Origin of the sequence: Vibrio sinaloensis (assembly GCF_023195835.1) — a bacterium.
Taxonomy (GTDB): domain Bacteria; phylum Pseudomonadota; class Gammaproteobacteria; order Enterobacterales; family Vibrionaceae; genus Vibrio; species Vibrio sinaloensis_C.
On the sequence record NZ_CP096199.1, the window covers coordinates 1,083,817 to 1,110,261 of the forward strand.

The window sequence follows — 26,445 nt, forward strand, 5'->3', positions numbered from 1 at the left end:
GCGTTAGTCATTTATCCCACTGATTATTCCCATCAAAATCATCAGCGCTATCGAGCTAGTTAAACAATGATTGTCGCGACGAATGATTTGACCCACCACTATTATTAGTACGCTCAATAATGACAGTGAGATTATGTGTCCTAGGTTGAAAATTATATTTAGATATGAAAATCGACTCGTAATACGCTGTCGTAGCGAGCATCGAACTTCTATTCTTGCAGAGTTTATTTGTTAACTTTCGATGCAGATCATGATTTATTTTTGACCTAAAAATATAATGCTAGAGATCAAATAATTGATTGCATAATTAAAATTAAAGTGAACTAAGAATGTTAAAAAACCTATCGTTAAAAAATAAGCTCGCGATTTCTGCGAGCCTTGCCATAGTCATCGGGGGACTGTTGGTTGAGGGGTTGTCTTTTCGCGCAGCATTAGAGCGGCTCGATGTGGAAGTAGAGCAACGCTTGCAAAGCACCACCTCTTCTTACAACCAATATGTGTCGGACTGGATTCTCTCCAAGGAGCGGGCACTGACTTCGCTGTCGCAAGAGTCTCAGCGCGAATCGATTGTGACCCACTTACAACAGGTCAAAAACTCAGCGGGTTTTGACAACGTGTTTCTCGCTTATCCTGACGGTACGCAAGACAACGCCAATGGCGTCGTGTTGCCACCGGGCAATGACGATCCAAGAAAGTGGGGCTGGTATACCAATGCGGTTAAGCAGCCAAGCAAAGTATTCATGGATAACCCGACTGTAGCCGCGGCTACTGGGGCGAACGTGGTCTCACTGGGTAAAGCGCTTAATCTACATGGACAACAAGTGGTGCTGGGTGCTGACGTTGAAATCACAGACATTGTTGGCGGAATCGAAAAGGTTATCTTGCCTGGAGAGGGATACATGTTCATTGCCAACAAGCAAGGCAACGTGTTTGTCCATCAAAATACTAAGCTACTCAATCAGCCCGTCACTGAGCTTGGTTTATCGAGCGCAATGATCCAGCAAGCTTCGAACAGTGGTCAGGATATCTATGTTGATATCAAAGGCCGAGAGTCGGTGGTTTACGCACAAAAGATCGAAAATACCGACCTAACAACTGTTGTTGTTGTTGATCGCCAATCGTTGGTTTCACCGCTGTTTAGTGCTGTTTGGGGTCAACTTTTGGTCACCGGCATCGTCGTGGTGGTGTGTATTGTACTGTTCAACATTCTGTGTAACATCTTGTTCAGACCTCTGAATAATGTATCGTCTGCCCTAGAGCAAATTGCTAATGGTAGTGGTGACCTCACTCAACGTATTGACGTTGAATCCAATGACGAAGTGGGTAAGCTGGCGCATAACTTCAATACCTTTGTCGGCAGTTTACAACAGTTGATTGGCCACATTCGTGAACAATCGCACCAACTCAACCAACAGTCCGATTTGAGCACCAGCCGAGCACAAAGCGCGGTGGATGAAATCAACCATCAGCAGCAAGAGATCACTATGGTCGCGACTGCAGTGACTGAATTGGCCAGTGCGACGCAGGAGATTGCCTCCCACGCCGAGCGCACAGCACAAGCGGCGCAAGACTCTACATCGAGCACTGACAATGGGCATCAGTTGGTCGAACAAACCAAAGGCTCAATCAACAAGTTGGCCAGTGAACTGCAAAGCGCCAGTGACGTTGTGGGTGAATTAGAGCGACATGGTCAAGAGATCTCAACCGTACTGTCGACGATTCAAGATATTGCTGAACAAACCAATTTGTTGGCGCTTAATGCCGCGATTGAAGCTGCCCGAGCGGGTGAACAAGGTCGAGGCTTTGCGGTGGTTGCAGACGAAGTACGGGTGCTCTCGCAGCGCACTCACTCTTCTACCGAGGAGATCAATAAAACCATTACTGTATTGCAAGAGACTACCGCGCGTGCTGTATCGATTATGAGCAGTAGTGCCGATTTGGCGGGTCACTCGGTCTCGGATGCTGATCGAGCGGCGAATGCGTTGGCTGAGATCAATACAGCAGTGACACTAATCAGTGATATGGCGACACAAATCGCTACCGCTGCCGAAGAGCAAACCCACGTCACTAGCGAGATCACACAAAACATTACCTCAATTAAGGATGTAGCGGATCAATTGGTACACGGTGCTAATGATAGCTCTCAAGGCGCTTACGAGGTTAAGAGTCAGGCTGAGGCCTTAAGCGCGAAAGTGGCGACGTTTAAACTGTCGTAAGGTAGGAATATTGAGTTGATCAGTGAGTGATTCAGATTAGTATTCAACAAAGAAAAATGGGGCCGTTTGGCCCCATTGTTTTATCAGTAGAGTGCTTAAGCGTTAAAGATCTGTTTAAGTTCATTGGCACACAAATGGTACTGCCTTGGGCACTTGCGCCATGTTGTAAGCATACGACGATATTTTTCTAGCATTGGCATTTGCGCGTTAAAGTGATGTTCACCTTTATCAAACTGAGGGTAAAGGCCTTCAGAGTCCACCAAGAAACGGACGTAATTCACCAGTTGCGCTTCTGAGGCGATATCAAAGCCCAAGAAGGTGAGTCGACGCTGATCCACCTCTTTTTGCTCCTGCTCTGTTAGCATCTTGTTCGATTCTTGCATCGCATGGTACATCTCCATGATGTCGATGACTTCGCGACACTCTGCTTCCACTAAGCAGCCAAAATCTTTGTTAAACTCGCTCATCTGCAGCTCATAGCCACGTTCGACAATGGTCTGTAGACGTTGATACTTGGCAGCGTTTGCAGGATCCATTTGTGACATTAAGTAGTACTGATTTGACAAAATCAGACGTTGAGCGTTAGTCATTTCCATAGTGGCCTCACTAGTACAATCTAATACATTTTTAATGTGCTTAGGTTAACGTTTCCCGTTACGCTGAAACATGATCTCAACACATATTTAATAGGAAAAGCACACTCATTCAGCAAGATTTATTCATCATTATTGTGGTAATGATTGTAGATATAGTCTCTATCAGAAAACACGCGTAGCAGTTCGGGTTTAAATACTGTCAGCATCGCTGCGGCCATGCCGTTAATCAGACCTTCAGGAAATGCCAGCAGTGGAGTGAACATCAAGTAATTGCTGTAGATGGTTTGCCAATCGTAGTCAGTAACAAACAGGTAGTAGATAGAATTTATCAGCAGGTGAAGCGTGCCGGTGAGTGCGCCATTGATAAAACCTGCGACAAAAATAAACACAAAGATGTTGCGCGGAAGGTAGTGATAGCTGAGCAGAAACACGCTGTAACTGATCAATATGGGTATCAGTGCGGAGAAAACCAAAAACTCCGGTATTTCATGCCAGTTAAGCGGCCCTAACATGGTCATCAGAAGCGTGATAGGCAGTGATAGGGCAAAAGCGCTGCGCCAGCCATACATTAAGGTTAAACTTGTGAGCCCGAGAAAGTGAATGGCCAGGCCTGCTTTTACCCCGGCTTCTGCCGACCACAGTGCCCAGTAGATAACGATAACGGCGAAGGTAATGTGTTGGAAAGCTCGCTCTGTCTTTAGTTTGTTGAGCATAACCCGGGTAGCGTCGCGCCAAACTAGAGCGATTGTCATTAAAACCAACAGTAAGCAGACTAATGCACTTAGACTCAAAGTTACCCCAAAAAAAATACCAACAGACTTGTTGGTATTTTTTACGACTTTGTTGGCATTTGGTATCAGTATTTTACGTTAGAGTGATACTGCTCAAGGATTGAGACGACCTTGTCCATGGTCTCTTTGGATGGAGGACTGATCCCTTCAAGTGGGTATTCGACACCAAGCGCCTCCCACTTGTGGGCACCGAGTTTGTGGTATGGCAACAGCTCCACTTTTTCGATGTTATCCATATCCTTAATAAAATCGCCCAGCATATGTGCCGCTTCTTCATCGTCGGTATAACCAGGCACAACCACATAGCGGATCCAGGTTTTCTGGCCAATTTTGTGCAGGTAGCGGGCAAAGTCTAAGGTGCGTTTATTTGAAACACCGATGAAATCATGGTGAATCTCATCTTTCATGTGTTTTAAGTCGAGCATAACCAGGTCGGTCGCTTCGAGCACTTGGTCGATAACGTCGGTATGTTTGCGAATGTAGCCGTTGGTATCGAGGCAAGTATGGATACCCTCTGCTTGCGCAGCACGGAAAAAGTCGCGTACAAACTCAGGTTGCAACATTGCTTCTCCCCCTGAGCAGGTGACACCGCCACCGGAAGCATTCATAAAGTGTCGATAAGATTTCGCTTCGTTAATGATCTCTTCAACGGTCACTTCTTTACCGCCATGAGTATCCCATGTATCTCTGTTGTGGCAATACATACAGCGCATTAAGCAGCCTTGCATAAACACAATAAAGCGAATTCCAGGACCGTCTACCGTTCCACATGACTCGAAAGAATGAATACGACCAGTTGTTGACATGTGCTCATCTCGTCTTAGTTATTTATCCGTTATTTTATTACAAATGGTAGGGATAAAATAGGTTTTCTCGGCTTTGACAGGCAGAAAACAGGAATTAAGAAAAATTGGATTTATTTGCTAAAATTTATGTTATAAAAATGTACAAACAATATAAATAACAATAACAAACTACACTCACCGTCAGGCAAGGTGTTAAACATCTGATTGTTGCTGAAGGACTTTAAATATGGATATGCTTGCGCTCTCGCAGAAACAGAAGGTCACACTGTTTTTGCTCGTATTAACAATAGGATTTGCTTCACTCGCCTTTTTTACCTCTGAACGCTTGTCGCAAATGACCAGCCAATACCAAAGCAGCGCCGATATTGCATCGGGGTCGCTGTCAATTTACCAGACACAAAGCCAAATTCTCACCCTCGGCGGCGACTTGGACACTATGACCGGGGCCAAGGTTTCAGCCACGATAACTCGCATTGAGGATATTGTGACGGCGATTGATCAAGATGCCCAGTTCCTCAGACAGGTTGGCTTGGTCAGTCAAGGCGAGCAACTCACTCAGAGTGTGGTTGACTTCAAAGACGCGGTATCGCCCTGGCTGTCGATGAAACAGGAACTCGGCTTTAATATTGATGAAGGTAAGTTAGGTCAGTTAAAACAGTTGGCCCTGACAATAGAGCAAAAAATTGCTGAAACCGGAATGGTTACCTTAAACTCTGACTTTCAGGCGATGGTGAAAGCGCAGCAAAATTACTTGCTGCAGCCTACCGAAGACAACCTCAAGTTGTTCAACCGCGCTATGGCTGCTTTTGAAAGTATGTCGAATGTTTACGCTATGTTAGAGCTGTATGAAAAGGAAATCGAACAGTACAAACAAACCTTTGCCAGCGTCAGTGACATTTCCAAGCAGCTTGCGAGCATTGAGAGCAAGGTCGCAGTGACCAAAGTGAATATGACGCAATTAATTGGGTCAATTACCTCAGAGCTTGGCGGTATCAGCGCCGACTATCAACATGTTGCAGAAAGAGCCTCAAAGCAGACGTTGTGGTCGATTCTGGTCGCGTGTGTGGTGCTTGCTGTGTTTACTATCGCTATTTCAGCCATGCAGAGTGCCTCTCTATCGCGCTCACTCAATCGGACTAAAGAGATCTTGAGCAGTTTGTCGAAAGGGGATCTGTCACAGCGAATGGAGCAAAGCAAAAACCCTAACGATGAGTTCAATCAGCTTGCCACCAGTATTAATCAGAGCTGTAATAATTTAGGCGAGCTAGTTTCTGGGGTTCAAAGTAGCAGTATGGCACTGACTAGCAATGCGGTAGAGCTCAATCAGGGGCTAGACAGACTTGCACACCATCAATCTGAAGTGTTGGGCCAAACTCAATTGCTTGCCTCGGCGACAGAGGAGGTCAGTGTGACCACGCAAGAGGTGTCAAATTCGCTTGAGTTCGTTGCCGAAATCAGTCGTTCTTCAACTCAGTCAGCAGAAGAAGGCGGCAAAGTGATCTCCGCCGCCATTGGTTCACTTGATGAAGTTGGGGCGATATTAACCTCAGCTGCTGGTCATATTAAGCAGCTCGAAGAGGCCTCGTCGAAAGTCGATTCGGTGATGGAAATTATTAATGGTATCGCCGAACAGACCAACTTACTCGCATTAAACGCCGCCATTGAAGCGGCAAGGGCAGGCGAACAAGGTCGAGGCTTTGCCGTGGTCGCTGATGAGGTGCGCAGCTTAGCAGTGAGAACCGTCGATGCAGTCTCAGAGATCTCAGGAACCATTGATACGATGAAGAAAGAGAGCGCAGAAGTGATTCAGTATATTGGCCAGTCTGAGTCATCGATGGCGGCAGGGCGAGAGCGTGGTCAGGAAGCAATGGATGCGCTCAAGCTTATCACTGAAAAAGCCGATGAAGCGTCGCACCAAACCGAGGTCATCTTCACTTCTATCAAAGAATTGGCGACGACCAGTCAGTCGATGGCGGACAATATGACCCAGATTTCGTCGGCGATGAAAGAGCTAGAAGAGAACAACGAGCAGTTACGCAATGTCAGTGGTGTGGTTGAAAAACGCTCAGAGAGCCTTAACCAAGAGTGTCAGAAGTTCACGATCTAAAAAAATGCGTACAGAGTGAACGCGCCAGTGCCGTAAACGGTATCTGGCGCGTTTTTGTAGTCGGGGGTCTTAACTGAGGTGGTCACAGCGATACCAAAATCTTGATTGTACCAAGCAAATCCTGCGACCGCACTAGCTTGGGTTTGCTCTAGCCTTACGTCATACTGACTCGGATCTTGCCCCTGATTGCGCGCATAGCGAATGACTTCGGAACGTTTGCCCTCAATGGTTATATCGTTGAAACGATACCGCGCTTTGACACCGGCAAACACGAACCATGCTTGGCTTGAGTTTGCGATCATGCTAGGGCGAAAAGGTTGTTCGCTATCAATGTTCGCCGCGCCCATATTATTCGCCAGATCGGTGCCCCAACGAAGCATGAAACCGGTCGACACATCACTGCGAAAATTTCCTGCATTTGCCTCTGACAGATTGGATAGCTCCCAATTTTCTTCCGCACCTTGGCTATTGCGCCACAAATTAAAGTGATGGAGGTAACCTAGGTTGGCGACCCATTTATCATCGACCTGATATGCCCAACCGCGTGGCTTAACCGAGTCGGTAATATCATGAACGAAATTTTGTCCTCGTTCGGCCAACGAGTTCTCACCAGTAGTGCCTAAGGTCAAGGTTGCTCGATGGGCGTGATTTATAGTCAGGCTGAGGTAATTGAGCTCAGCATAAAGGAGTCCTGCGTAGGGGCGATCATTGGCAATGGGAATCGTCGCTTCGAGTTCTGCTGGAGTATAGGTTTTATGCCCCAGGACCAACTCAAATTTATCTAGGGATTGCACTCCCCAGTAAGAGAAACTGAGAGGGCGAAATAGTGTATAGGGTTTAATAACGCTGGTGGAATAACTCAAAAACAGACCATTAGTATAATCCTGGTCGACGCCGAATATGCCATCGTTATCGACAGCAAAGCTAATAGTGGTTCTATCTGAGGCAATACAGGCTGTCGACGCCAATAAGGCAACGGCTGTGGTTAACAAGTGGCGACTATATAACCTCATGAAATAGCGCTCTCTCAATTAGGTGCCTGATAATAAAAGGATTAGCCTTAGGCAGGAAAAACGCAAGTCGTGAGAGGTTAAAGGGTGAGCGGCGAAAGGGTTCGGTGGTTATTGATACAAAAAAAGCCCTACTAAAAAGCAGGGCTTGTCTATTCATCAGCTGAGAATTATAGAGACTCAGTGAAGGTACGGGCGATAACGTCTGCTTGCTGCTCTGCAGTTAGCGAGTTAAAGCGTACTGCATAACCAGAAACGCGGATGGTTAGCTGAGGGTATTTCTCAGGGTGCTTAACTGCGTCTTCTAGAGTATCGCGGTTAAGAACGTTCACGTTTAGGTGCTGACCACCTTCGATACCTGCTTCGTGGTGGAAGTAACCATCCATTAGGCCAGCAAGGTTAGCACGTTGTGAACCTTCATCTTTACCTAGCGCGTTAGGCACGATAGAGAAGGTGTAAGAGATACCATCTTTCGCGTGAGCAAACGGCAGTTTACCGACAGACGTTAGAGATGCTACCGCACCTTTTTCATCACGACCGTGCATTGGGTTAGCACCTGGTGCAAATGGCGCACCTGCGCGACGACCGTCTGGCGTATTACCTGTCTTCTTACCGTATACCACGTTTGAAGTGATAGTCAGGATAGACTGAGTAGGAACAGCATCACGGTAAGTCTTAAGCTTACGGATCTTGTTCATGAATACTTCAACAAGCTCACAAGCGATGTCATCAACACGAGCGTCATTGTTACCGAATTTAGGGTAGTCGCCTTCGATTTCGAAGTCGATAGCTACGCCATCTTCGTCACGGATTGGTTTAACTTTCGCGTGCTTGATTGCAGATAGAGAGTCAGCTGCGATAGATAGACCAGCAATACCACAAGCCATTGTGCGGTAAACGTCACGATCGTGCAGTGCCATTAGTGCAGACTCGTAGCTGTACTTGTCGTGCATGAAGTGGATTGCGTTTAGTGCAGCAACGTACTGCTTAGCTAGCCAATCCATGAAGTGGTCTAGGCTGTTCCACACTTCGTCGAAGTCTAGAACTTCTGAAGTGATCTTAGGCATTACTGGACCAACTTGCATTTTCAGCTTCTCGTCAACACCACCGTTGATTGCGTAAAGCATAGTTTTCGCAAGGTTAGCGCGAGCACCGAAGAACTGCATTTGCTTACCAACAACCATTGGAGATACACAACATGCGATTGCGTAGTCGTCAGAGTCCATGTCTGGACGCATTAGGTCGTCGTTTTCGTACTGGATAGAAGAAGTATCGATAGATACTTTCGCACAGAACTTCTTGAAACCTTCAGGGAGCTGCTCAGACCAAAGAACAGTGATGTTTGGCTCTGGAGAAGGACCCATAGTGTATAGAGAGTTTAGGAAACGGAAGTTCGTACGAGTAACTAGCGTACGGCCGTCAAGACCCATACCACCCATAGATTCTGTTGCCCAGATAGGGTCGCCAGAGAATAGGTCATCGTATTCTGGAGTACGTAGGAAACGAACCATACGCAGCTTCATAACGAAGTGGTCAATCATTTCCTGAGCTTGTTCTTCAGTGATCTTACCTGCAGCGATATCACGCTCGATGAAGACATCTAGGAACGTAGAAGTACGGCCTAGAGACATTGCCGCGCCGTTTTGAGATTTAACAGCAGCTAGGTAACCGAAGTAAGTCCACTGAATCGCTTCTTGAGCGGTTTCTGCTGGACGAGAGATGTCACAACCGTATTTTTCGGCCATTACTTTCATTTGGCCAAGCGCACGGTGCTGCTCAGCGATCTCTTCGCGAAGCTGCATTGTCATTTGCAGGTCTTCACCGTTCTCAAACTTCTCTTGAAGAGAGGCGAATTGAGCCAGCTTGTCCTTCATTAGGAAGTCAATGCCGTATAGTGCTACGCGGCGGTAGTCACCGATGATACGACCACGACCGTAAGCATCTGGAAGACCAGTCAGTACGCCAGATTTACGACATTTTAGGATGTCTGGTGTGTAGATATCGAAAACGCCAGCGTTGTGCGTTTTGCGATACTCAGAGTAGATTTTTGAGATTGCTGGGTCTAACTCGCGGCCGTAAACTTTGCATGAACCTTCAACCATACGGATACCACCGTTAGGGATGATTGCACGCTTAAGAGGAGCATCAGTTTGTAGACCAACGATAGTTTCTAGGTCTTTCTCGATGTAACCCGCGTCGTGAGCAGTGATGGTAGAAATCACTGAAGTATCAAAATCAACAGGTGCGTGAGTCGCGTTTTCCTGCTTGATACCTTCCATTACCTTAGCCCAAAGCTTGTTAGTCGCTTCAGTACCTTCAGAAACTAGGAAAGACTCGTCGCCTTCGTACGGAGTGTAGTTCTTCTGGATGAAGTCGCGAACGTTTACTTCGTTTTGCCAATCACCTGCAGCAAAACCTTCCCAAGCTTTAGCAAATTGCTCTGCCATGACATACCTACCTTTTTAGTAGAAAAAACACGTACCTAGTCAAACCGTTGAGCCAGTAAGACCCTCAACAAACCGTGAGGCGGTACACTCTTATGAATAACAATATGTATAGTCTTTAATTTCGATTATCGATAGTGAGAACAAACTATAAATATTGTCATTTTGTGTCATTGGGATGACTAACTTGGTAGCCAGAGTAATCTAAAATTTTTTTGCAAACCTTAAACTAAATCAATAAATGACACGTTTACTAAAATTTTTTTAAGGTAACTGCCCAATACTAAAAAAAAGTTGAGAGCCAAAATTGGCTCTCAACTTCAGAAAAGCGTTATAGGAATGCTGGGATTCCGTATTGGCCTTCTAACATACCGACTGCAAGCATAGCGATCAAACAGATTGCTAGAACGCCAACAGGGATAACAATTTTGTCGACGAACGATAGACGTGCAGCGCGCTCTTTGTCGCCGATTAGGCCATTGTTGTCCAATAGCATGGTTAGCGCCCACGCAAGTACAGGGTTAACAACCGCAGAGCCAAAGATACAGATACCTGCCGCTTGAGAATCTTTTGAGTCTTTCACCATCTGCATGCCGGCTTCGAGTAGTGGTAGAGATACACCAACGAGCAGTGCAACGCGCATAACTGGTGGCCATACTGCGATATCCATCGGGAAGCCAAGAACAGCGATGATCATCACTAGAAGACCTAGGAGGATAGCACCACCAGGAATAGGACGCTTCGCGATTGCTGCTGGGATCATGTACGTACCCCAAGATGAAGTGATGTTACCACCACCAACCGCAGTACCCACCATTTGGCGAACTGAACACATGGTCATCGTATCATCGACGTCCATAAGTACTTTTTCAGTCTTCTTAGGGTAGTTCAGTTCTTGGAAGATACGGTGACCCAAGAAGTCAGGCGACCACATTGCTACTGCTAGGATGGCAAAGGGTAGAGATGCAATAAAGTGCTCAGCGTTTGGAAGACCGAGCATCCAACCTTGCTCTGTGCTGCCCCACCAGTAAACAGGGTTTAGGTTAGGAAGACCAGTTTCAGTAACGAATTTGATGTCGAAACCTGCACCTAGGACTAGTGCAATAACCAAACCTGTGAAAGCACAGACTGGAATGGCCAACCAACGTTTGTTTACCTTAGCTAAGAAAGCGTAAAGTGCGATCGTCACAGCAAGAACAATCAAACCGACATAACCCATGCTGCCTGCGGCTACCGTGTCAGACTGTAGACCCACAGCCCAAGACTGGATTGAGTTGATTTGGCTCATGGTGCCGGTCAAACCGAGGAAGATTAACAAGCCGCCCGCAGTACCTTGCGAGGTTAAGTTGACCAACTTAGAGCCACCTTTAAGGAAACTCAGTAGTAGACCGAACACACCGATGAGGATGGCCAATGCAAGAGGGTGGGCACCAGCAAGAGCAATGGTACCGATAAGAGGGATCATTGGGCCGTGGTTACCGGCGAGGTTGGCTTTAGGGTTAATGAAGCCCGATGCTAAAACACAGAAAAGGAGAGCAGGAATTAGCATTTCCACTCGAGCTACTTCAATAGCAAACTCTTTGCCTAGATTGACGTGGTCCCAAGCAGCAGTTAGGCCTTCAGCCCAAGACATCATGACCGCAGAATACATCGCGATGATGCCGATAGTACCGGCGAGTGCTGGAACTAAGTCTTCAAGCTCAAAACGGAAATCACGACCTGGCAAGTTCAATCCGAAGCGACGTGGCTTCATGATTTGGAGTTCGTGGTCTAGGTAGTCTGAACGGTTTGCAAACTCAGAAGCTGGGCGATGAAGCTCTTTATAGCTCTTGTTTTCGATATCCGAATCAGAGTGCGGTTGTTTGACTGCGTCTGACATAGATTCCTCATATTCAAAATTGTTAATAATTCTTCAAAGAACGACCCGATTATTGTTTTGTGTCGGTCATCCACTAAAAACCTGATACAGCTTGCTGTAGTTGACTCTCGCTCTCTTCATGTAGCGCGCTAACTATGTGCTAAAGCATAGAAGATTGAAAGACAAAAAGTGATGTTAATTGAGGCTTTTATCTTTTCGCCGAGTTTAACGTGCTAACCCTTATCAATGATTGATTTAGATCACTTTATGAAATGTTGTGAAAGAAAACTACACAACATTGCGTCATGAAGATTAACAAGTTGGTATTCGGTGAAACTAAATTTCACAATGTTCATTAAAATAACAGATACCTACAGAGCCACGTTGACTTTGTGCTGTGAGTTAAACTGACAGGTTGCACTGAAGTTGCGTTAGATCTTGTTTTTATAAATTTGTTAACTATTGCTTGTTGTTGATAATTTGCCTTGTAAATGGTTTTATGCGTCAAACAAAGCTTTTTTAACTATTTGGTGCATTATTACTCATATAAAGTGGCTATATATTGCTGATTTATAGGTTAATAATTTGTTGCATGTTGGGCGGGGGAGTGCTAGTTTGTATCGAAATATGGGTGGAACCCAAAAACCAGTTGTTCGCTTTTGGCAAATCACTGGGAATAATAAAGACAGGGAGTAATAGCGCATGAAAGATGTACCAGCGCTGGACATAAAAGAACTGCACAAAACATTTGGACAAAATGAAGTTTTAAAGGGCATCTCGTTGGAAGCCCACAAAGGGGACGTAATATCGATTATCGGTTCTTCCGGTTCTGGTAAAAGTACTTTTCTTCGATGCATCAACCTACTTGAAACGCCTACCGCCGGGGAAATTTGGGTCAATGGCGAATTGATTCAAATGAAAAACAACCGCCAGGGCGAGGCCGTTCCTGCCAATGAAAAACAGGTGCAACGCATTCGCTCACGCCTTGCAATGGTTTTCCAGGGCTTCAATCTCTGGTCGCACATGACCGTGTTGGAAAACGTCATAGAAGCGCCTGTCCACGTGTTGGGTGTACCCAAAGCTCAAGCCTTAGAAAATGCAGAAATGCTGCTTAAAAAAGTCGGCCTTTACGAGCGCAAAGACTACTACCCTGGTCACCTTTCGGGTGGTCAGCAGCAACGCGCCGCCATTGCTCGAGCGTTAGCGGTTGACCCAGAAGTCATGCTATTTGATGAACCAACATCCGCACTTGACCCTGAGCTTGTTGGTGAAGTTCTGGGGGTTATGCGTGATTTGGCCGAAGAGGGCCGAACCATGCTTGTGGTGACGCATGAAATGGCGTTTGCCCGCGACGTATCGAATCACGTTATGTTCTTGCATCAAGGATTGGTGGAAGAGCAAGGAAACCCAGCTAAACTGTTCACTAACCCTGACTCTGAGCGTTTACAGCAGTTTATCTCTTCAATTTACTAATCGCCGCTGCGCGGCAAACACAACAAACAAAGCAATCACAAAAATAATCTCAATCACAGGAGTATGGAAATGAAAAAGTGGTTATTAGCAGCAACTCTAGCAGCGACAGCTGTATCGGGTATGGCCCAAGCGAAAGAATGGAAAACGGTTCGCTTCGGTATTGAGGGTGCCTACCCTCCGTTTAGCTGGACTGAAGCAGATGGCTCTCTAAAAGGCTTTGATGTGGACATGGCTAACGCTTTGTGTCAGGAAATGAAAGTTGAATGTAAGATTGTTCCTCAAGATTGGGACGGCATCATTCCTTCACTACTTGCACGTAAGTACGATGCAATCATCGCAGCAATGTCTATCACTGAAGAGCGCAAGAAAAAAGTCGACTTCACTGGTAAGTACGCGCAAATCCCTAACAAATTCATCGCTAAAAAAGGCGCTGGCCTTGATTTTGACAACCTAGACGGTCAAAAAATTGCGGTTCAACGTGCAACAACACACGACAAATACCTGACTGATAACTACGGCGATAAAGTAGAAATCGTTCGTTACGGCTCTTTCGATGAAGCTTACCTAGATCTTGCAAACGGCCGTGTCGTTGCGGTACTTGGTGATGCATCAGCGCTTGAAGAAGGTGTGCTAAACAAAGCAGGCGGTGACGCTTATGAGTTTGTTGGTCCTGCACTGATGGATCCTAAATGGTTTGGCGAAGGTATGGGTATTGCTGTACGTAAGCAAGACAAAGACCTAACTCAAAAGCTAGATGCAGCTATCGTTTCTCTACGTGAGAAAGGTATCTACCAAGAAATCGCTGCGAAATACTTTAAATACGACGTTTACGGTCAGTAAACGCTGTTAAGCGGCCGTTGGTTCTTGTTCCTTGGAGTAGAAGCCAACGGCCGAGTTTTATAAAGTTTAGGGATCAGGAACTTACCTATGCTGGATCTACAAGGATATGAAGCCTCGATATTAAAAGGGGCAGTAGTGACCATTGAAGTTGCCCTGTTGTCGTTAATTCTGGCAATGATTCTGGGCATGCTGGGCGCACTTGCAAAAATGGCCCCTTATCGCTGGGCTCGCGCGATTGCGACACTTTACACCACGGTAATTCGTGGTATTCCCGACCTAGTCCTTATGATGCTGATTTTCTTCGGCGGACAAATTCTTCTCAACAACAGTTTATATGCGATCAATGAGAGTCTAAATGAGTGGTTCGCTTCAAGCGATCCTAATCACGAGTGGACATCGTACCTACCTGACTACATTGATGTCAGTCCATTTATCGCTGGCGTGTTGACGATTGGCTTTATTTTCGGTGCCTACATGGCTGAAACGTTCCGCGGTGCCATTATGGCAGTGGACAAAGGGGAGCTAGAGGCCGCGAAAGCGTATGGTATGAGTTCTGTGCTGGCGTTTCGACGCATTCTGTTGCCACAAATGATTCGACATGCATTGCCAGGGTTTGGTAACAACTGGTTAGTTTTGCTTAAAACCACCGCGCTGGTCTCTATTATTGGTTTAGAAGACATGGTGCGTATGAGCTCTCTAGCGGCTGGCTCAACAAAAATGCCGTTCACCTTCTACATGGCTGTCGCGATTATTTTCCTATTCTTTACCAGCGTTTCCACCGGGTTTTTGAAGATGGTCGAGCGCAAATTCAGTATTCACGCGAGGTAATAGAATGGACTTTTCGTTAATTATTGAAAGCTTCCCTATCTATCTAGACGGCTTATGGACCACAGTTTGGTTGGTATCACTGGCGTTGGTTATCGGCCTGTTTGTTGCCATTCCGCTGGGGATTGCTCGCAATAGCCACAACTACCTAATCAATGGGCCAAGCTGGGCATTTATTTACTTTTTCCGTGGTACGCCACTTCTGGTGCAGCTTTACCTGATTTACTACGGCATGGACCAGTTTTTTCCGGTTAAAGATACATTGTGGGAGCACGCGTGGTTTTGTGCGCTGGTAGCCTTTGTACTCAATACGGCGGCGTACACTGCAGAAATCATTCGCGGTGCGATCAACGGTTTGCCAAAAGGTGAAGTGGAAGCAGCCAAAGCGTATGGAATGAGTACTTTCAAGACTTATCGACGTGTGATTTTACCAAGTGCTTTGCGCCGTGCATTGCCTGCCTACAGTAACGAAGTGATCTTTATGCTTCACGGCAGCGCGGTGGCGGGTATTGTGACTATTGTCGACTTAACGGGTGCCGCCCGCTTGGTTAACTCGCGTTACTATGCACCGTTTGAATCCTTCTTAACCGCAGGCTTATTCTACATGGCACTGACTTTCGTCATACTGATGTGCTTTAAAGCGGCAGAGAAGCGCTTCCTCGCTTACCTAAGACCACTTAGCTAACAAACGAGCAAACAATCAAAAGGCTTCCATGTGGAAGCCTTTTTTGTGTGGTTAACTCAGAATGATGAGTATGGTGCCCGCTAAGGTCATCAGTATGTTGGCTATCGCATAGGTACCCGCATAGCCAAGAGCGGGAATCGTTGATTTCGCGTAGTCATTGACGATGTCCATTGCAGGGGCGCAGGTACGGGCCCCAATGATGGCGCCAAACAGCAGCGCACGGTTCATTTTTAGCAAGTAAGCGCCCACCAGGTAAGCGATGACCACGGGGACGACACTGACTAAAAACGCTAAACCAATCACCTGCGGGCCGACTTGCGACAGATGCTCAAACATTTTCCCGCCGGCACTGAGGCCAATCCCGACCATGAAGAACATCAAGCCCAGATCTTTCACCATGTTTAATGCGCCTTGCGGTACGTAACCAAAGGTCGGATGGTTGGCTCGCAAAAAGCCTAGCGTGATACCAGACAGCAGCAAACCAACCGCATTACCCAGTCCAAACGATACCTGACCAAAGGTCATGGTGATTAAACCAAACAGAATGCCAAGAATAAAAAAGCTGCAAAATGCCAGTAAATCAGCCATTTGGCTATGAATCGAAATAAAGCCGATTTTCTCAGCTAAACCATGGACGCGGCTTTTCTCTCCGCTCACCTGCAGCACATCACCCTTAGCCAGAACAATATCGAGATCCATCGGCATCTCGATTTGAGCACGGACGACTCGGTTAAGAAAACAGCCATACTCCGACAGATTCAGCTCGGACAGGCGTTTACCGGCAATCGAGTCATTTTTTACTACGATTTCTTCCTCTGCGATCCGCAAATCGAGTAGGTTACGGTCAAACACTTCTTTCCCGTTGCGAAAGCTTGGATCGAGTCGAGCATGGCTATCTGGAAATCCCACCAACGCAATCTCGTCGCCTTCTTGCAAAATGGCGTCGCCGTCAGGATGCGCTAAGATCCCATTGCGTCGAATGCGTTCAATATAACAACCGGTTTGACGATAGATGCCTAGTTCACGAAGGTTTTTGCCATCGGTCCAGTTGATCAGTTCTTGGCCGACTCGATAAGCGCGGATAATAGGCAAATACACCTTACGCTGCCCCGAGCTACCGATCCCGCGCTCTTGGGCGATTTGCTGCGCTGAGTCCGATAGATTTTGCTTTTGCAGTTTTGGCAGTAGCTTAGCAAACATGATCATGCTGATAAGACCGATAAGGTAGGCCATCGCATAGCCAACCGACAGGTTTTCAATCACCTGGCTAAATTCCATATTACGTGGAATGGTTGCGAGCCCTGAGTTCAAAGCATCTTGAGCACCAACTAACACCGGCGTTGAGGTCAATGCTCCCGCCATCATACCCGCGGATAAACCAAAGCCCAGACCTAAGTGATGGGAGGCAACATAGGTGATGGAGAGTGCTGTGATGAGCACCACCATGCTCAAAATGAAGTAGTGCTTACCATCTCGGAAGAAGATACCAAAGAAGTTTGGGCCTGCCTCTATACCGACACAGTAAATAAACAGCATAAATCCAATGGTGAGTGCGTCGGCGTTAAAGGTGAAGCCGAGATGGCCCATGATTAACGAGGTAATTAATACACCGATTGAATTACCGAGTTGCAGGCTACCGAAGCGGATTTTGCCAATCGCTAGTCCGATAGCGAGGACAACAAATATAAGTAGGATAGGGTTTTGTTCTAGCAATAGTACGACGTCAATGTTCACGGGCGATTCTTGTGTGGCTGCCGAGCGGAGTATGGTTGCGCGAATTGTAGCTGAATGAGGCTAAAAATTAAGTGAAATATTTTATATTTTACCATTAGTTTACCGACAAGTAGCTCAGCTAGACGCGACGGCGATAGATTGAGTCGCAGATACTAAAAAGCCGCGATAGACGCGGCTTTAAAAGAAAGGGGGGTAATTACTCGTCAAACAGACCAAGATGCTCTTTAGCGTACGCTTCAAAGTCATCACAGCCGCCAATGTGCTCTTGGTCGACAAAGATTTGCGGTACGGTTTCTACAGGTTTGCCCACGGTTTTCTCAAGATCGGCTTTTGAAATCCCTTCAGCGTGGATATCAACATAACGGTAGTTGAAATCATCGCGTTTTGCTTTCAGTGTTTCCGCGTGCTCTTTTGCACGAACACAGTAAGGACAAGCTGGGCGACCAAAGATAACTACGAACATATTCAAATTCTCCTGTATTTTGTTACCTGCAACTATGCCCGATCCAAAAACGGAAATAAAGTGGCAAATGCCTGTTAGTTCAATAGGTGAAAGCTATCGGACAAAAAATGAACCTAGCACTCGGATTAGACGTATTGCTAGTGTGGATTAGGTCGATAAAACCATAATTTTAGAGCGGGTAATGACCACAAGTTGCACTGGGTCAAGTTTATTCTACGGCAGAAAAGGCAAGCTAACAGAGCGTGGCTACAGGGAGTGTTTTTAGCATGTTCCAGTTTATGACATCTAACCGGATTGTATTTGGGGAAGGGGCACTGTCGGCTTCTTTATCACTGTTAAATCAATATGGTTACAGCGTCCTTTTGGTGAGCGGTAAAAACTTAGCCCGAGCTGAGCCGATAGTGGAATACCTTAACAGCCAATCGATGCGTTATCAGCATGTGGCGATTCATGGGGAACCTAATATCACCATGGTTGAGGAAATAGCCTTAGCGGGCCGCAAGTTTAAACCTGATATGGTGGTCGCTATTGGTGGCGGTAGTGCGCTAGATATGGGCAAAGCGCTGGCCGCGATTATTCCCAATCAAGGCGATGTGTACGATTACGTTGAAGTGGTCGGGCGAAATGTGCCGCTCAAAACCAAGCCGCTGCCTTTTATCGCCATTCCGACAACAGCCAGCACTGGATCTGAGGTCACCCGAAATGCAGTTCTTCGCTCTGGGCAAGACCAAGTCAAGGTGAGCCTGCGTAGCCCTGATATGTTAGCTGACGTCGCTATCGTCGACCCGACCTTAACTTACGGCACCGATGCCGAGACATCTGCCCGCGGCGCGATGGATGCATTTACCCACCTTATGGAAGCGTATGTTTGCGGTGAGCCAAATCCACTCACCGACATGATTTGTGAAGAGGGGCTGCGAAAACTGAGCCACTCGATTTTACCTGCTTGCCAGGAAGATAAGCCGCAAGCGCGAAGTGATCTCTCGTTTGCCGCAATGTTGGGCGGTATGGCGATCACCAACGCGAAATTGGGCGCGGCTCATGGCCTCGCCTCGGCACTTGGCGGCAAGTTGAATGCGCCGCATAGCGTGATTACCGCGCGTCTCGCACCTTATGTGATGCAAGAAAACATCAGCGCAGCGGCAAAGGCGGGGCGCATCGACATTTTGGCCCGTTATGAGAAGCTCGCTCAAATCCTAACTGGGCGAATTAACGCCCACCATAATGACAGTGTGTTGTGGGTCAATATGATGCTCGACACGTTACCTTTACCTGAGATTGAACGCTTTGGTGTTTGCTCAACGTCGTTTGAGCAGGTCGCTGAAGACGCGCTGAAGTCGGTGGCAATCAAAGGCAATCCCATACCTCTAACTAAACCACGTTTAATGTATATCTTGTCGCAAGTGTGTCGTTGCGATGGTGAATGCGGCAGTGAGCAAAGTGAACACGCTACGGCTAGGGTAACGATTGTTCGTAAGGGATACCGCGAAGGGGAAGGGCGTTTACAAAGCAGTGAATGAACAAGGGAGCACTGAGTGCTCCCTGGTAATTAAAGTTGAGATAACTTGTCGTAGCGCGAGTCTTTCAGCACGTCCTTAACGCGCTTTAGGTTTTCTCTAAAACCAGAGCCACGGCGCAATGTAAAGCCAGTTGCCAGCACATCAATGACAGTCATTTGCACGACTCGGCTAGCCATTGGCATGTAAACGTCTGTATCCTCTGGCACATCCAGAGAGATAGACAGCGAGCTAGCTTTATCGAGCGGAGAATCTTTGGCAGTGATAGCAATCACAGTCGCGCCATTTTCGCGGGCGAGGTTAGCAATCTCGACCTGACTCTTAGTGCGACCCGTATGCGAGATCAGCACAATAACATCGTTATCAGTACAGTTGATACAGCTCATACGTTGCATCACGATGTCTTCAAAACAAGTAATCGGAATATTAAAACGAATAAACTTGTTTTGTGCATCTTTGGCTACGGCTGAAGAGGCGCCTAAGCCGAAGAATGAGATGCGTTTTGCCTGAGTAAGCAGATCGACCGCACGATTCACTTGCATCGGGTCAAGGCTATTTTTCGCCACATCTAAGCAAGCCATGGTCGATTCGAAAATCTTATGGGTGTAGGCGTCTGGCCCGTCGTCTTCTTCGACGTTACGGTTCACATAAGGTGTGCCATTGGCCAAACTTTGGGCGAGATGCAGTTTAAAATCAGGGAAACCTTTGGTATCCAGGCGACGGCAAAAACGATTGACAGTTGGCTCACTGACGTCGGCCATTTTCGCCAACGTTGCGATACTAGAGTGGATAGCAGTTTGCGGTGATGCCATAATAACTTCGGCAACCTTACGCTCGGACTTACTAAAATTTTCTAGATTTTTTTGAATTTTTTCTAATGTGTTCATAGTGTTCACGAGGGTATAGAGAACAACTCACTGGACATACCCGACAAAAAAAGGGTAACAAGCTGTTTCCCAAAAGGGTAAGTGCTGTCCAGCGCCATTGCATCAGTATAAACCTAAGCAAAAGGTTTACTACAACTTTTCTGTCATACAATTAGTCAATATATGACAAGCCTCAACAAAATTTTGTTTAAACTACAGAAATGGGCGCGCAATCGGCGAGTTCGTTGCGGAACTCGCCGGCTGCTGATAAAGAAATTACACTTTTTAAGAAAGAAAATTTCAGATTCAACCCTGTGGGGCCAAAATCGTTTCGACGGTTTGGTTGATTTGCGCCATCAGGTTTGGCGCTTGTTTAGCGATCTCGCGCTGCTCGGCCAACACGCTGCTCAATATATCGCGGCCGGTTAGCGGGTTGGCCAATACGACACGAAAAACAATGGTGTTTAACCGATCCCATTTCTCTGGGTTGAGGCGAGTCCGAGAGACAAACGACTTGCCGGTTTCACGCTGCCGTTTTTGAATAAATTTGGTTAATTCGTTCAGAAGCTCATTCAATTGCGCGCGTTGTTCAACACTTGCTTGGCTGAGTGCTTGTTGAACATGGCTAGGAATATAGCGATAGGTGAGCAGACATAGTTCAGGGTGAGAAACGAGCTCAAAATCCGCTTGCTGCTCTATCAACTGCGCAAAATACTGCGCTTTTTCAATGCTTTGGTCGATAAGTAGCTCATAGCCAGGTCGACTAATAATATGCATGGCCGCGTAGACCAGCATCGCCATACCAGAACGAGAGCCCTCTAGTGTATGGCTACCTAAATCTTTCGAACCTTTGCGCAGAATATACTGGGCATGGTGCTCAATAGACTTCATTGCGTCAGGCTGCTTAAACAGCACCATTCCTGCGCCCATCGGTATGTAGAGCTGCTTGTGCGCATCGATAGTGACTGAGTCAGCCATTTCGATGCCTTGCAATAAATGCCGATAGTTGTTGGACATCAAAGTGGCACCGCCCCACGCAGCGTCGACGTGGAAATGGCAATGCTCTCGCTGGCAAATGTCGGCGATCGCTTGAAGTGGATCGATGCTACCCGTTTCTGTCGTGCCCGCGACACCCACAACGGCGAACGGTTTAATATTATTGGCTTTTAGCTCTGCAATACGCTGTTCCAGCGCTTGTGGGCAAATGCGATTGTTTGAATCTGTTTTGACCGCCACCAAACTCTCTTGACCAATGCCCAGCACATCCGCGGCTTTTTTCAACGAGTAATGGCCACGTTCGGAGACCAGTACCGCTAACCCTTCATAGCCATAGTGTTTCATGGCTTTGAACAAGCCTTCTTTTTCGACGCCTGTGAAGCTGCCTTGCGCTCTAAGCGCATTATTTCGCGCTACCCACAATGCGGTAATGTTGGCGATAGTGCCACCGGAGCAGAAAGCGCCTAAAGAGTGATTGGCGCTATGCATCCATTGAGCATAAAAGTCATCGTTTTGGTTGTAGATGAGTCGGTGCAGCATCCCGAGCACTTGGCGCTCAAGTGGGGTAAACGCTTTGGATGTCTCGATTTTGACCAGGTTTTGGTTCAAGGCAATCATGATCTTAGACAACGGCATCAGAAAGTAGGGCAGAGCCGACGTCATATGACCAATAAAGCTAGGAGCAGAAGTATGCACAGACTGTGACACTAGCGTGTCTAACAGGTGCTGGGTATGATCCGAGACAAACTCAGGCTGTTCAGGAATCGAAGCATTCGAGAAGTCTTTTTCAATATCGCGCAGTGGTTTTTCTTCAGCAACGATGTGCTCGCGCAGAAACTTATTTAAGTTGCGAGAGAGTTCTTCTTCAATTTGGGTTAACGTTGAGTCCGGCCCTTCAGGTACTGTGAATATGCGCAATAAGCTCTCAAAATTCACATCAGCCGTTTTATGTTCCGTTATCATACAGCGACTTTGCTCTAATCGTTTTTCTTGCAAGCGGGACAATCTAAACGAAAACGGGAACAATGTCCCGTCTTAATTCTCGAATCTAAGTTTTATCCACGCCACATTAGTAGACTGAATCTGGATGAAAATCAGTGTCTACTTTTGACACTCGATCGTCTCAAGTTGTTGAATCGACTGGTTGTAGCGTTTTAACGCCGCATCGATTTTGGTCGGATGGCTGAGTAGGTCTGCAAACGCTGAGCGTAACTCATAGTTCTTTGGGTGTGGTTTAGATTGACGGTCATCGAACGTCACTTTCGCCAGTTCACCTAGCTCATCACCGCGGGACGCGAGAACCTTGATCTCTTTTTGTTCGAGTTGCAGCCAAGCTTCAACGGGCTGGCCAGTGGCAATCTTGCTTGGATCTTGCTCTAAGTAGTAATGAACGGCAGCGCGGTTTAATTCAAAGTGATGTTGGCGGCCTTTCAGGAACCAAGCACTGACTTCTGCTAGATCTGGATACTGCTCAGTCGTGAGTTGCGACAAGTCTTCGTACCAATGCAGTGAAGCGTCAATATATGCGTCGTACTTTTGTGATAAACAGGTGTTATCAGCCGCACTGGCCATTGAGGAGGCAGCGCCTAGCAGCAGTGCAACAAGAGTGCGTTTCATAGTGATTCCTTTTGAAGATAATTATTATAAGTGATTTTATTTAGCGTTTGCTAAAGTAATTGGGCTTAAGGGGCATGATATAAAAAGTTGGCCCCTTGATTCTGCGATCTAGCCTGCAAGAGAAACAAAGAATAACATCATAACAGGGACGAGCAGGCTCAAAATAAAGCCACTGACAATCGCAATTGGAACGCATCGGACACCGCCGGTGGTTTGAATCACAGGTAGGGTAAAGTCCATCGCCGTCGCACCAGCATAACCGATAGAGGTGCAGGGTTTGGTTCGGATAAATAGCGGGATCAGGACTAGGGCAATCAATTCGCGCAGTAACTCAATCATAAAGGAGGCACCACCATAAACGGGGCCAAATGCGTCACCCATCAAAATCCCTGCCAGAGAGTACCAGCCGAATCCAGAGGCCATCGCCAGCCCTTGAAACAAGTTGATTTGCAATATGGTTGCGGAGATCACTCCCCCGATCATTGAACTGCCTATGATAACGACTGCGATGACCATGCCATGCTTATTGAGCAGGATTTGTCGCAACGTCAATCCACTATTACGTAATTGGATACCAATAAAAAACAGCAGTAGGAACAAGATCCATTCGCTGGCGGTATCGACCCAACTCAGGTCAAACGGCAGCATTAGACCTATTACTAAGCCGCTACCAACCACCAAGATCAATTTGGCTGACTCGAGCGCCATTGATGAAAGCGGTAGCTTGGTATGGCTGGCATCGGTTTGAATGGGAAGCAATTTATCGACCAGCGGCAGCACCGCTAAATTTGATAAGCTCAAACAGGTAAAAAACACCGCAGTGGTTTTTAAAATCAGTTGCAGGTTTTGGCCCAGGTTGTCTAAAGCGGCCAGACTCAGTCCCATTAATGCCAGAATCACATAGATAAGGTTGGACGTGGCAGTATTGATTCGCTCAAGTGTGGCAGCGTTTGAAATGGCAATAAAATACCCCACCACGAGTGGGGCAAAAATAAATAACATCCCTGAGAACATGGTACATCCTGTTTAGTGGTTATAGGCCACTTGCGCTAATAAGTTCGTCTATCTGTTTGTTGAACTCAATATCACTTAAATTACTGAGATTGTACAGTATATCGGCGCCGGTCACGTCAAATTCAACGGTATGCTCATCAATTTTTTCGTCTTGGCGGCGGAACATCAGAATGTGGTTGGCGATACGTGCCACGTCTAAATAAGAGACGCTGACGTCGGATACTGCGAGCGTTTGGTTGGAGGCCACCTCTAGGAAATCGTTATCAAATCCCCAAGTTTCCAGCACTAACTTACTGGCATTCGAGCATTGACGATCAAAAATTTGAAACGCGATATCTTCGGCTAGATAGTTACCTTGTTCCAAGTAGTTATGGTACTCGTTGACGATACAGAATAGGCCAATGTCTGCCAACAAACCGGTCAGCAATGCTTTGTCTGTCTCTAAGTTATTGTAAGCGGGCGATGCCGAGTCTTTGAAGCCTCGGGTGACCAGTACCATAGTCGCGGCCAATTCACGTGAGTTGGCGGCGCTTTGACTCAAAATCTTGTTGCACGAATGGGTGAGGTTGACCGAGTGCTTCAACTGCTCAATCGCCTGTGCGGTAACAATATCTCGCACGCGCAAGATACCAAGTCGGGAAACGGCAGTGAGTAGGTCGGTACAGGTGATATTGCGACGATTAAAGATCACTGAGTTTGCCACCCGAATAACGATAGCGGCCAAACCTGGGTCTTCAAGCAAGCAATCTGCAACTTCAGAGATGGTGGTGGTGTCTTGGGTACAAAGTCGTTGAATCTTTAATACAACTTCAGGAATAGGAGGGAGAGAGATCTTGCGGTTCTTGATGGCATTCTCTATCAAACCCGAAAACTCGGATTCTATCCCTTTAATCAGCAGCTCACCGTTTTCTGGTAGCCAGTAGAATGATAGGTGGTTCATAGGCTTTATAAGATAATAATACTGCATACAGTGTACCGTTTCAGGTTGTATATTAGCAATCACTAGATTCACCAAAGTGATATTTTGCGTAGCGATTTATTTCTGCTCTCAACTTAACAAGAAAAGAATCAAAAGTTTGATTGTGTGATTGTTGTCTCAATGCTGAGTCGCTCGGGTGTCATTGATGTGATAAATGCACAGACTTAATTCGTTTCGTTAACTATCATTCTTGGTACGTAATCTCCTTAAGCGTCGCAAAACAAAATAATAGTGCTTGAGGTATTTCAATTTATTCGCTTAACACTGCTGCTATCTGGTGATCTCTACTAATCGGGGAATTTGATTAAGGATCAATGGATATGACAGAGCAAAATTTTATTCAATACGTTAAGAAATTTGGTGATTTTCAGAAACGTTCGATGTTTGGTGGTACCGGTCTGTTCAAAGAAGAGGCGATGTTTGCCTTATTGAGCAATACTCGCGTGTTTATTCGTGGTGGTGACAAACTCGATAATGAACTCTCTCAACTTGGTTGTGAGAAGTATCGTCATGTTAAAAAGCAAACCACTGCGACTGTAAATTACTATGATGTGACCGAACTTTTTGTCAGCAATGACAGCAGAATGGACCGTTTAGTCGAAGAGTCTATCGAATATTCTGTTTCGGAGCGTGAGTTTAAACGTTCGTCGGCCAATCGTCGTTTACGCGACCTACCGAATATGCAGTTGACGTTAGAGCGTATGGTCAAAAAAGCTGGCATAGAAGATGTTGAGACCTTCGTTCAACTTGGCGCATCGGAAGTGTTTTCCAAAGTGAAAGAGACTTATGGCAATGATGTTGATGTTAAGTTGCTGTGGAAGTTTGCCGGTGCTATCGAAGGCATTCACTGGAAATTGATCCAAGAACCACGCAAACGCCAACTGCTGGCAAATTGTCACTAACCCACTCTCAATCTCATCCTTTATTAGGACCGATTGCTCAGCAAATGGATTTGCATAAAAAAACCGAGGTGGCGACCTCGGTTTTTTGCTTTTTCCAGCTCAAGTTAGAACTTAAAGCGGGTGGTGAACATTAATTGATCACCATAGAAATCATTGATGCGCGCTTCACCGCCGAGAGAGAAAAGCTCTGTTGAGTGGAAACGAACGTAAGCAGAGCCAATCCACTTGTTGTTATCATCGATAGAGACGTAACCGCCTTTACCACCTACCTCAAGTTGTGGCCCTAACCACTGGCGAATGCCGAGGTTAAGCTCCATACCTGTATCGGTACCTTTACCGTAACCGCTGCGTGGCTCGTTACCTGTATCCACTAGACGCACTAGCATTTCGCCAGTGAAGTCGGCCCAGTTATTGATTGGGGCGTGGAAACCTAGGCCCGCCGCTGCGTCGTAGTCACCTTCAAACTCTGAGTCTGCACGGACAATAACGTGCGCATTGGGATGGATAGACTTACTCATCGCCGCTCCGAAGGTGACAGGGCTGGCACCGATACGAGCTTCGAGATAGTCATAACTGAAGTTGCTCATTACTGCTGGGCTGTTTGGATCGGTTTGAGCAAATGATTGACCCGTTGCAAGCACTAGGGCTGCAGCTAAGATTGTTTTACGCATATGGACGATAAACCTATATCTTGTTAATTTCCTTG

General features: G+C 46.6%; 22 protein-coding genes. 8 read left to right on the forward strand and 14 right to left on the reverse strand.

The annotated features are described in order from the left end of the window. Nucleotides 1-329: 329 nt before the first annotated feature. Nucleotides 330-2,216, forward strand: a complete 1,887-nt coding sequence (locus MTO69_RS05135; RefSeq protein ID WP_248331726.1) for a methyl-accepting chemotaxis protein — start codon at nt 330-332, stop codon at nt 2,214-2,216. Nucleotides 2,217-2,311: 95 nt separating this feature from the next. Here MTO69_RS05135 and MTO69_RS05140 read toward each other — a convergent pair whose 3' ends face one another. The 3 genes from MTO69_RS05140 to pflA form a co-directional block, all read right to left on the reverse strand. Then, nucleotides 2,312-2,812, reverse strand: coding sequence for a YfbU family protein (locus MTO69_RS05140; RefSeq protein ID WP_248331728.1), 501 nt, complete (start codon nt 2,810-2,812; stop codon nt 2,312-2,314). A gap of 119 nt (nt 2,813-2,931) precedes the next feature. Beyond that, nucleotides 2,932-3,564, reverse strand: coding sequence for an energy-coupling factor ABC transporter permease (locus MTO69_RS05145; protein WP_248331730.1), 633 nt, complete (start codon nt 3,562-3,564; stop codon nt 2,932-2,934). Nucleotides 3,565-3,668: 104 nt separating this feature from the next. After that, nucleotides 3,669-4,409 carry a pyruvate formate lyase 1-activating protein gene (pflA, locus tag MTO69_RS05150; RefSeq protein ID WP_248331732.1) on the reverse strand — a complete coding sequence of 247 codons (741 nt, stop codon included), beginning with the start codon at nt 4,407-4,409 and terminating at the stop codon, nt 3,669-3,671. Between the two features lie 226 nt (nt 4,410-4,635). Here pflA and MTO69_RS05155 point away from each other — a divergent pair, with 226 nt between their 5' ends. Beyond that, the gene (locus tag MTO69_RS05155) at nt 4,636-6,516 is read left to right on the forward strand and encodes a methyl-accepting chemotaxis protein (RefSeq protein ID WP_248331734.1); all 1,881 of its coding nucleotides are present in this window, start codon (nt 4,636-4,638) and stop codon (nt 6,514-6,516) included. On the opposite strand, the gene MTO69_RS05160 is transcribed toward MTO69_RS05155, so the two are convergent. The 3 genes from MTO69_RS05160 to MTO69_RS05170 form a co-directional block, all read right to left on the reverse strand. Then, nucleotides 6,513-7,529, reverse strand: coding sequence for a lipid A deacylase LpxR family protein (locus MTO69_RS05160; RefSeq protein ID WP_248331737.1), 1,017 nt, complete (start codon nt 7,527-7,529; stop codon nt 6,513-6,515). The two genes, MTO69_RS05155 and MTO69_RS05160, sit on opposite strands and share 4 nt — an antisense overlap. Before the next feature lie 167 nt (nt 7,530-7,696). Next, nucleotides 7,697-9,973, reverse strand: coding sequence for a formate C-acetyltransferase (pflB, locus tag MTO69_RS05165; RefSeq protein WP_248331739.1), 2,277 nt, complete (start codon nt 9,971-9,973; stop codon nt 7,697-7,699). A gap of 328 nt (nt 9,974-10,301) precedes the next feature. Continuing rightward, complete coding sequence (locus MTO69_RS05170) at nt 10,302-11,849, reverse strand: DUF3360 family protein (protein ID WP_248331741.1); 1,548 nt, start codon at nt 11,847-11,849, stop codon at nt 10,302-10,304. A 681-nt stretch (nt 11,850-12,530) separates the two neighbouring features. Here MTO69_RS05170 and MTO69_RS05175 point away from each other — a divergent pair. The 4 genes from MTO69_RS05175 (at nt 12,531) to MTO69_RS05190 (ending at nt 15,651) form a co-directional block, all read left to right on the forward strand. Next, nucleotides 12,531-13,301 (forward strand): ABC transporter ATP-binding protein, encoded by a 771-nt coding sequence (locus MTO69_RS05175; RefSeq protein WP_248331743.1) that lies wholly within the window; start codon nt 12,531-12,533, stop codon nt 13,299-13,301. A 69-nt stretch (nt 13,302-13,370) separates the two neighbouring features. Next, nucleotides 13,371-14,141, forward strand: a complete 771-nt coding sequence (locus tag MTO69_RS05180) for an ABC transporter substrate-binding protein (protein ID WP_348983339.1) — start codon at nt 13,371-13,373, stop codon at nt 14,139-14,141. A gap of 87 nt (nt 14,142-14,228) precedes the next feature. Further along, nucleotides 14,229-14,969, forward strand: coding sequence for an ABC transporter permease (locus MTO69_RS05185; RefSeq protein ID WP_248331746.1), 741 nt, complete (start codon nt 14,229-14,231; stop codon nt 14,967-14,969). Between the two features lie 4 nt (nt 14,970-14,973). Next, nucleotides 14,974-15,651, forward strand: coding sequence for an ABC transporter permease (locus MTO69_RS05190; protein ID WP_248331748.1), 678 nt, complete (start codon nt 14,974-14,976; stop codon nt 15,649-15,651). Nucleotides 15,652-15,702: 51 nt separating this feature from the next. Here the strand turns inward: MTO69_RS05190 and MTO69_RS05195 are convergent, their stop codons facing one another. After that, entirely contained in the window at nt 15,703-17,385 is a 1,683-nt protein-coding gene (locus MTO69_RS05195; protein ID WP_248331750.1) for an aspartate:alanine antiporter, read from the reverse strand. A gap of 196 nt (nt 17,386-17,581) precedes the next feature. After that, nucleotides 17,582-17,848, reverse strand: a complete 267-nt coding sequence (locus MTO69_RS05200; RefSeq protein ID WP_006959039.1) for a GrxA family glutaredoxin — start codon at nt 17,846-17,848, stop codon at nt 17,582-17,584. A gap of 266 nt (nt 17,849-18,114) precedes the next feature. Between MTO69_RS05200 and MTO69_RS05205 the strand changes: the two genes are divergently transcribed. Continuing rightward, nucleotides 18,115-19,368 carry an iron-containing alcohol dehydrogenase gene (locus tag MTO69_RS05205; protein ID WP_248331752.1) on the forward strand — a complete coding sequence of 418 codons (1,254 nt, stop codon included), beginning with the start codon at nt 18,115-18,117 and terminating at the stop codon, nt 19,366-19,368. A gap of 29 nt (nt 19,369-19,397) precedes the next feature. Here MTO69_RS05205 and MTO69_RS05210 read toward each other — a convergent pair whose 3' ends face one another. From MTO69_RS05210 to MTO69_RS05230, 5 genes are all read right to left on the reverse strand, one after another. Further along, nucleotides 19,398-20,252 (reverse strand): MurR/RpiR family transcriptional regulator, encoded by an 855-nt coding sequence (locus MTO69_RS05210; protein ID WP_038172669.1) that lies wholly within the window; start codon nt 20,250-20,252, stop codon nt 19,398-19,400. Nucleotides 20,253-20,537: 285 nt separating this feature from the next. Continuing rightward, nucleotides 20,538-22,190, reverse strand: coding sequence for a pyridoxal-dependent aspartate 1-decarboxylase PanP (gene panP / locus MTO69_RS05215; RefSeq protein ID WP_248331754.1), 1,653 nt, complete (start codon nt 22,188-22,190; stop codon nt 20,538-20,540). A 138-nt stretch (nt 22,191-22,328) separates the two neighbouring features. Beyond that, nucleotides 22,329-22,844, reverse strand: a complete 516-nt coding sequence (locus MTO69_RS05220; protein WP_248331756.1) for a hypothetical protein — start codon at nt 22,842-22,844, stop codon at nt 22,329-22,331. A gap of 108 nt (nt 22,845-22,952) precedes the next feature. Further along, nucleotides 22,953-23,858 carry a lysine exporter LysO family protein gene (locus tag MTO69_RS05225; protein ID WP_248331758.1) on the reverse strand — a complete coding sequence of 302 codons (906 nt, stop codon included), beginning with the start codon at nt 23,856-23,858 and terminating at the stop codon, nt 22,953-22,955. A gap of 19 nt (nt 23,859-23,877) precedes the next feature. After that, entirely contained in the window at nt 23,878-24,798 is a 921-nt protein-coding gene (locus MTO69_RS05230) for an HDOD domain-containing protein (RefSeq protein ID WP_248334412.1), read from the reverse strand. Between the two features lie 353 nt (nt 24,799-25,151). Here MTO69_RS05230 and MTO69_RS05235 point away from each other — a divergent pair, with 353 nt between their 5' ends. Continuing rightward, on the forward strand, nt 25,152-25,739 hold the full coding sequence (locus MTO69_RS05235; RefSeq protein WP_248331760.1) for a TfoX/Sxy family DNA transformation protein: 588 nt from the start codon (nt 25,152-25,154) through the stop codon (nt 25,737-25,739). A gap of 104 nt (nt 25,740-25,843) precedes the next feature. On the opposite strand, the gene MTO69_RS05240 is transcribed toward MTO69_RS05235, so the two are convergent. Next, complete coding sequence (locus MTO69_RS05240) at nt 25,844-26,410, reverse strand: hypothetical protein (RefSeq protein WP_248331762.1); 567 nt, start codon at nt 26,408-26,410, stop codon at nt 25,844-25,846. Nucleotides 26,411-26,445: the final 35 nt, after the last annotated feature.

Excerpts from the sequence above, each read along its gene's own strand:
- MTO69_RS05135 (WP_248331726.1), top strand. The coding sequence starts at position 330 with ATGTTAAAAAACCTATCGTTAAAAAATAAGCTCGCGATTTCTGCGAGC.
- MTO69_RS05140 (WP_248331728.1), bottom strand. The coding sequence starts at position 2,812 with ATGGAAATGACTAACGCTCAACGTCTGATTTTGTCAAATCAGTACTAC.
- MTO69_RS05145 (WP_248331730.1), bottom strand. The coding sequence starts at position 3,564 with ATGACAATCGCTCTAGTTTGGCGCGACGCTACCCGGGTTATGCTCAAC.
- pflA (WP_248331732.1), bottom strand. The coding sequence starts at position 4,409 with ATGTCAACAACTGGTCGTATTCATTCTTTCGAGTCATGTGGAACGGTA.
- MTO69_RS05155 (WP_248331734.1), top strand. The coding sequence starts at position 4,636 with ATGGATATGCTTGCGCTCTCGCAGAAACAGAAGGTCACACTGTTTTTG.
- MTO69_RS05160 (WP_248331737.1), bottom strand. The coding sequence starts at position 7,529 with ATGAGGTTATATAGTCGCCACTTGTTAACCACAGCCGTTGCCTTATTG.
- pflB (WP_248331739.1), bottom strand. The coding sequence starts at position 9,973 with ATGGCAGAGCAATTTGCTAAAGCTTGGGAAGGTTTTGCTGCAGGTGAT.
- MTO69_RS05170 (WP_248331741.1), bottom strand. The coding sequence starts at position 11,849 with ATGTCAGACGCAGTCAAACAACCGCACTCTGATTCGGATATCGAAAAC.
- MTO69_RS05175 (WP_248331743.1), top strand. The coding sequence starts at position 12,531 with ATGAAAGATGTACCAGCGCTGGACATAAAAGAACTGCACAAAACATTT.
- MTO69_RS05180 (WP_348983339.1), top strand. The coding sequence starts at position 13,371 with ATGAAAAAGTGGTTATTAGCAGCAACTCTAGCAGCGACAGCTGTATCG.
- MTO69_RS05185 (WP_248331746.1), top strand. The coding sequence starts at position 14,229 with ATGCTGGATCTACAAGGATATGAAGCCTCGATATTAAAAGGGGCAGTA.
- MTO69_RS05190 (WP_248331748.1), top strand. The coding sequence starts at position 14,974 with ATGGACTTTTCGTTAATTATTGAAAGCTTCCCTATCTATCTAGACGGC.
- MTO69_RS05200 (WP_006959039.1), bottom strand. The coding sequence starts at position 17,848 with ATGTTCGTAGTTATCTTTGGTCGCCCAGCTTGTCCTTACTGTGTTCGT.
- MTO69_RS05205 (WP_248331752.1), top strand. The coding sequence starts at position 18,115 with ATGTTCCAGTTTATGACATCTAACCGGATTGTATTTGGGGAAGGGGCA.
- MTO69_RS05210 (WP_038172669.1), bottom strand. The coding sequence starts at position 20,252 with ATGAACACATTAGAAAAAATTCAAAAAAATCTAGAAAATTTTAGTAAG.
- panP (WP_248331754.1), bottom strand. The coding sequence starts at position 22,190 with ATGATAACGGAACATAAAACGGCTGATGTGAATTTTGAGAGCTTATTG.
- MTO69_RS05220 (WP_248331756.1), bottom strand. The coding sequence starts at position 22,844 with ATGAAACGCACTCTTGTTGCACTGCTGCTAGGCGCTGCCTCCTCAATG.
- MTO69_RS05225 (WP_248331758.1), bottom strand. The coding sequence starts at position 23,858 with ATGTTCTCAGGGATGTTATTTATTTTTGCCCCACTCGTGGTGGGGTAT.
- MTO69_RS05230 (WP_248334412.1), bottom strand. The coding sequence starts at position 24,798 with ATGAACCACCTATCATTCTACTGGCTACCAGAAAACGGTGAGCTGCTG.
- MTO69_RS05235 (WP_248331760.1), top strand. The coding sequence starts at position 25,152 with ATGGATATGACAGAGCAAAATTTTATTCAATACGTTAAGAAATTTGGT.
- MTO69_RS05240 (WP_248331762.1), bottom strand. The coding sequence starts at position 26,410 with ATGCGTAAAACAATCTTAGCTGCAGCCCTAGTGCTTGCAACGGGTCAA.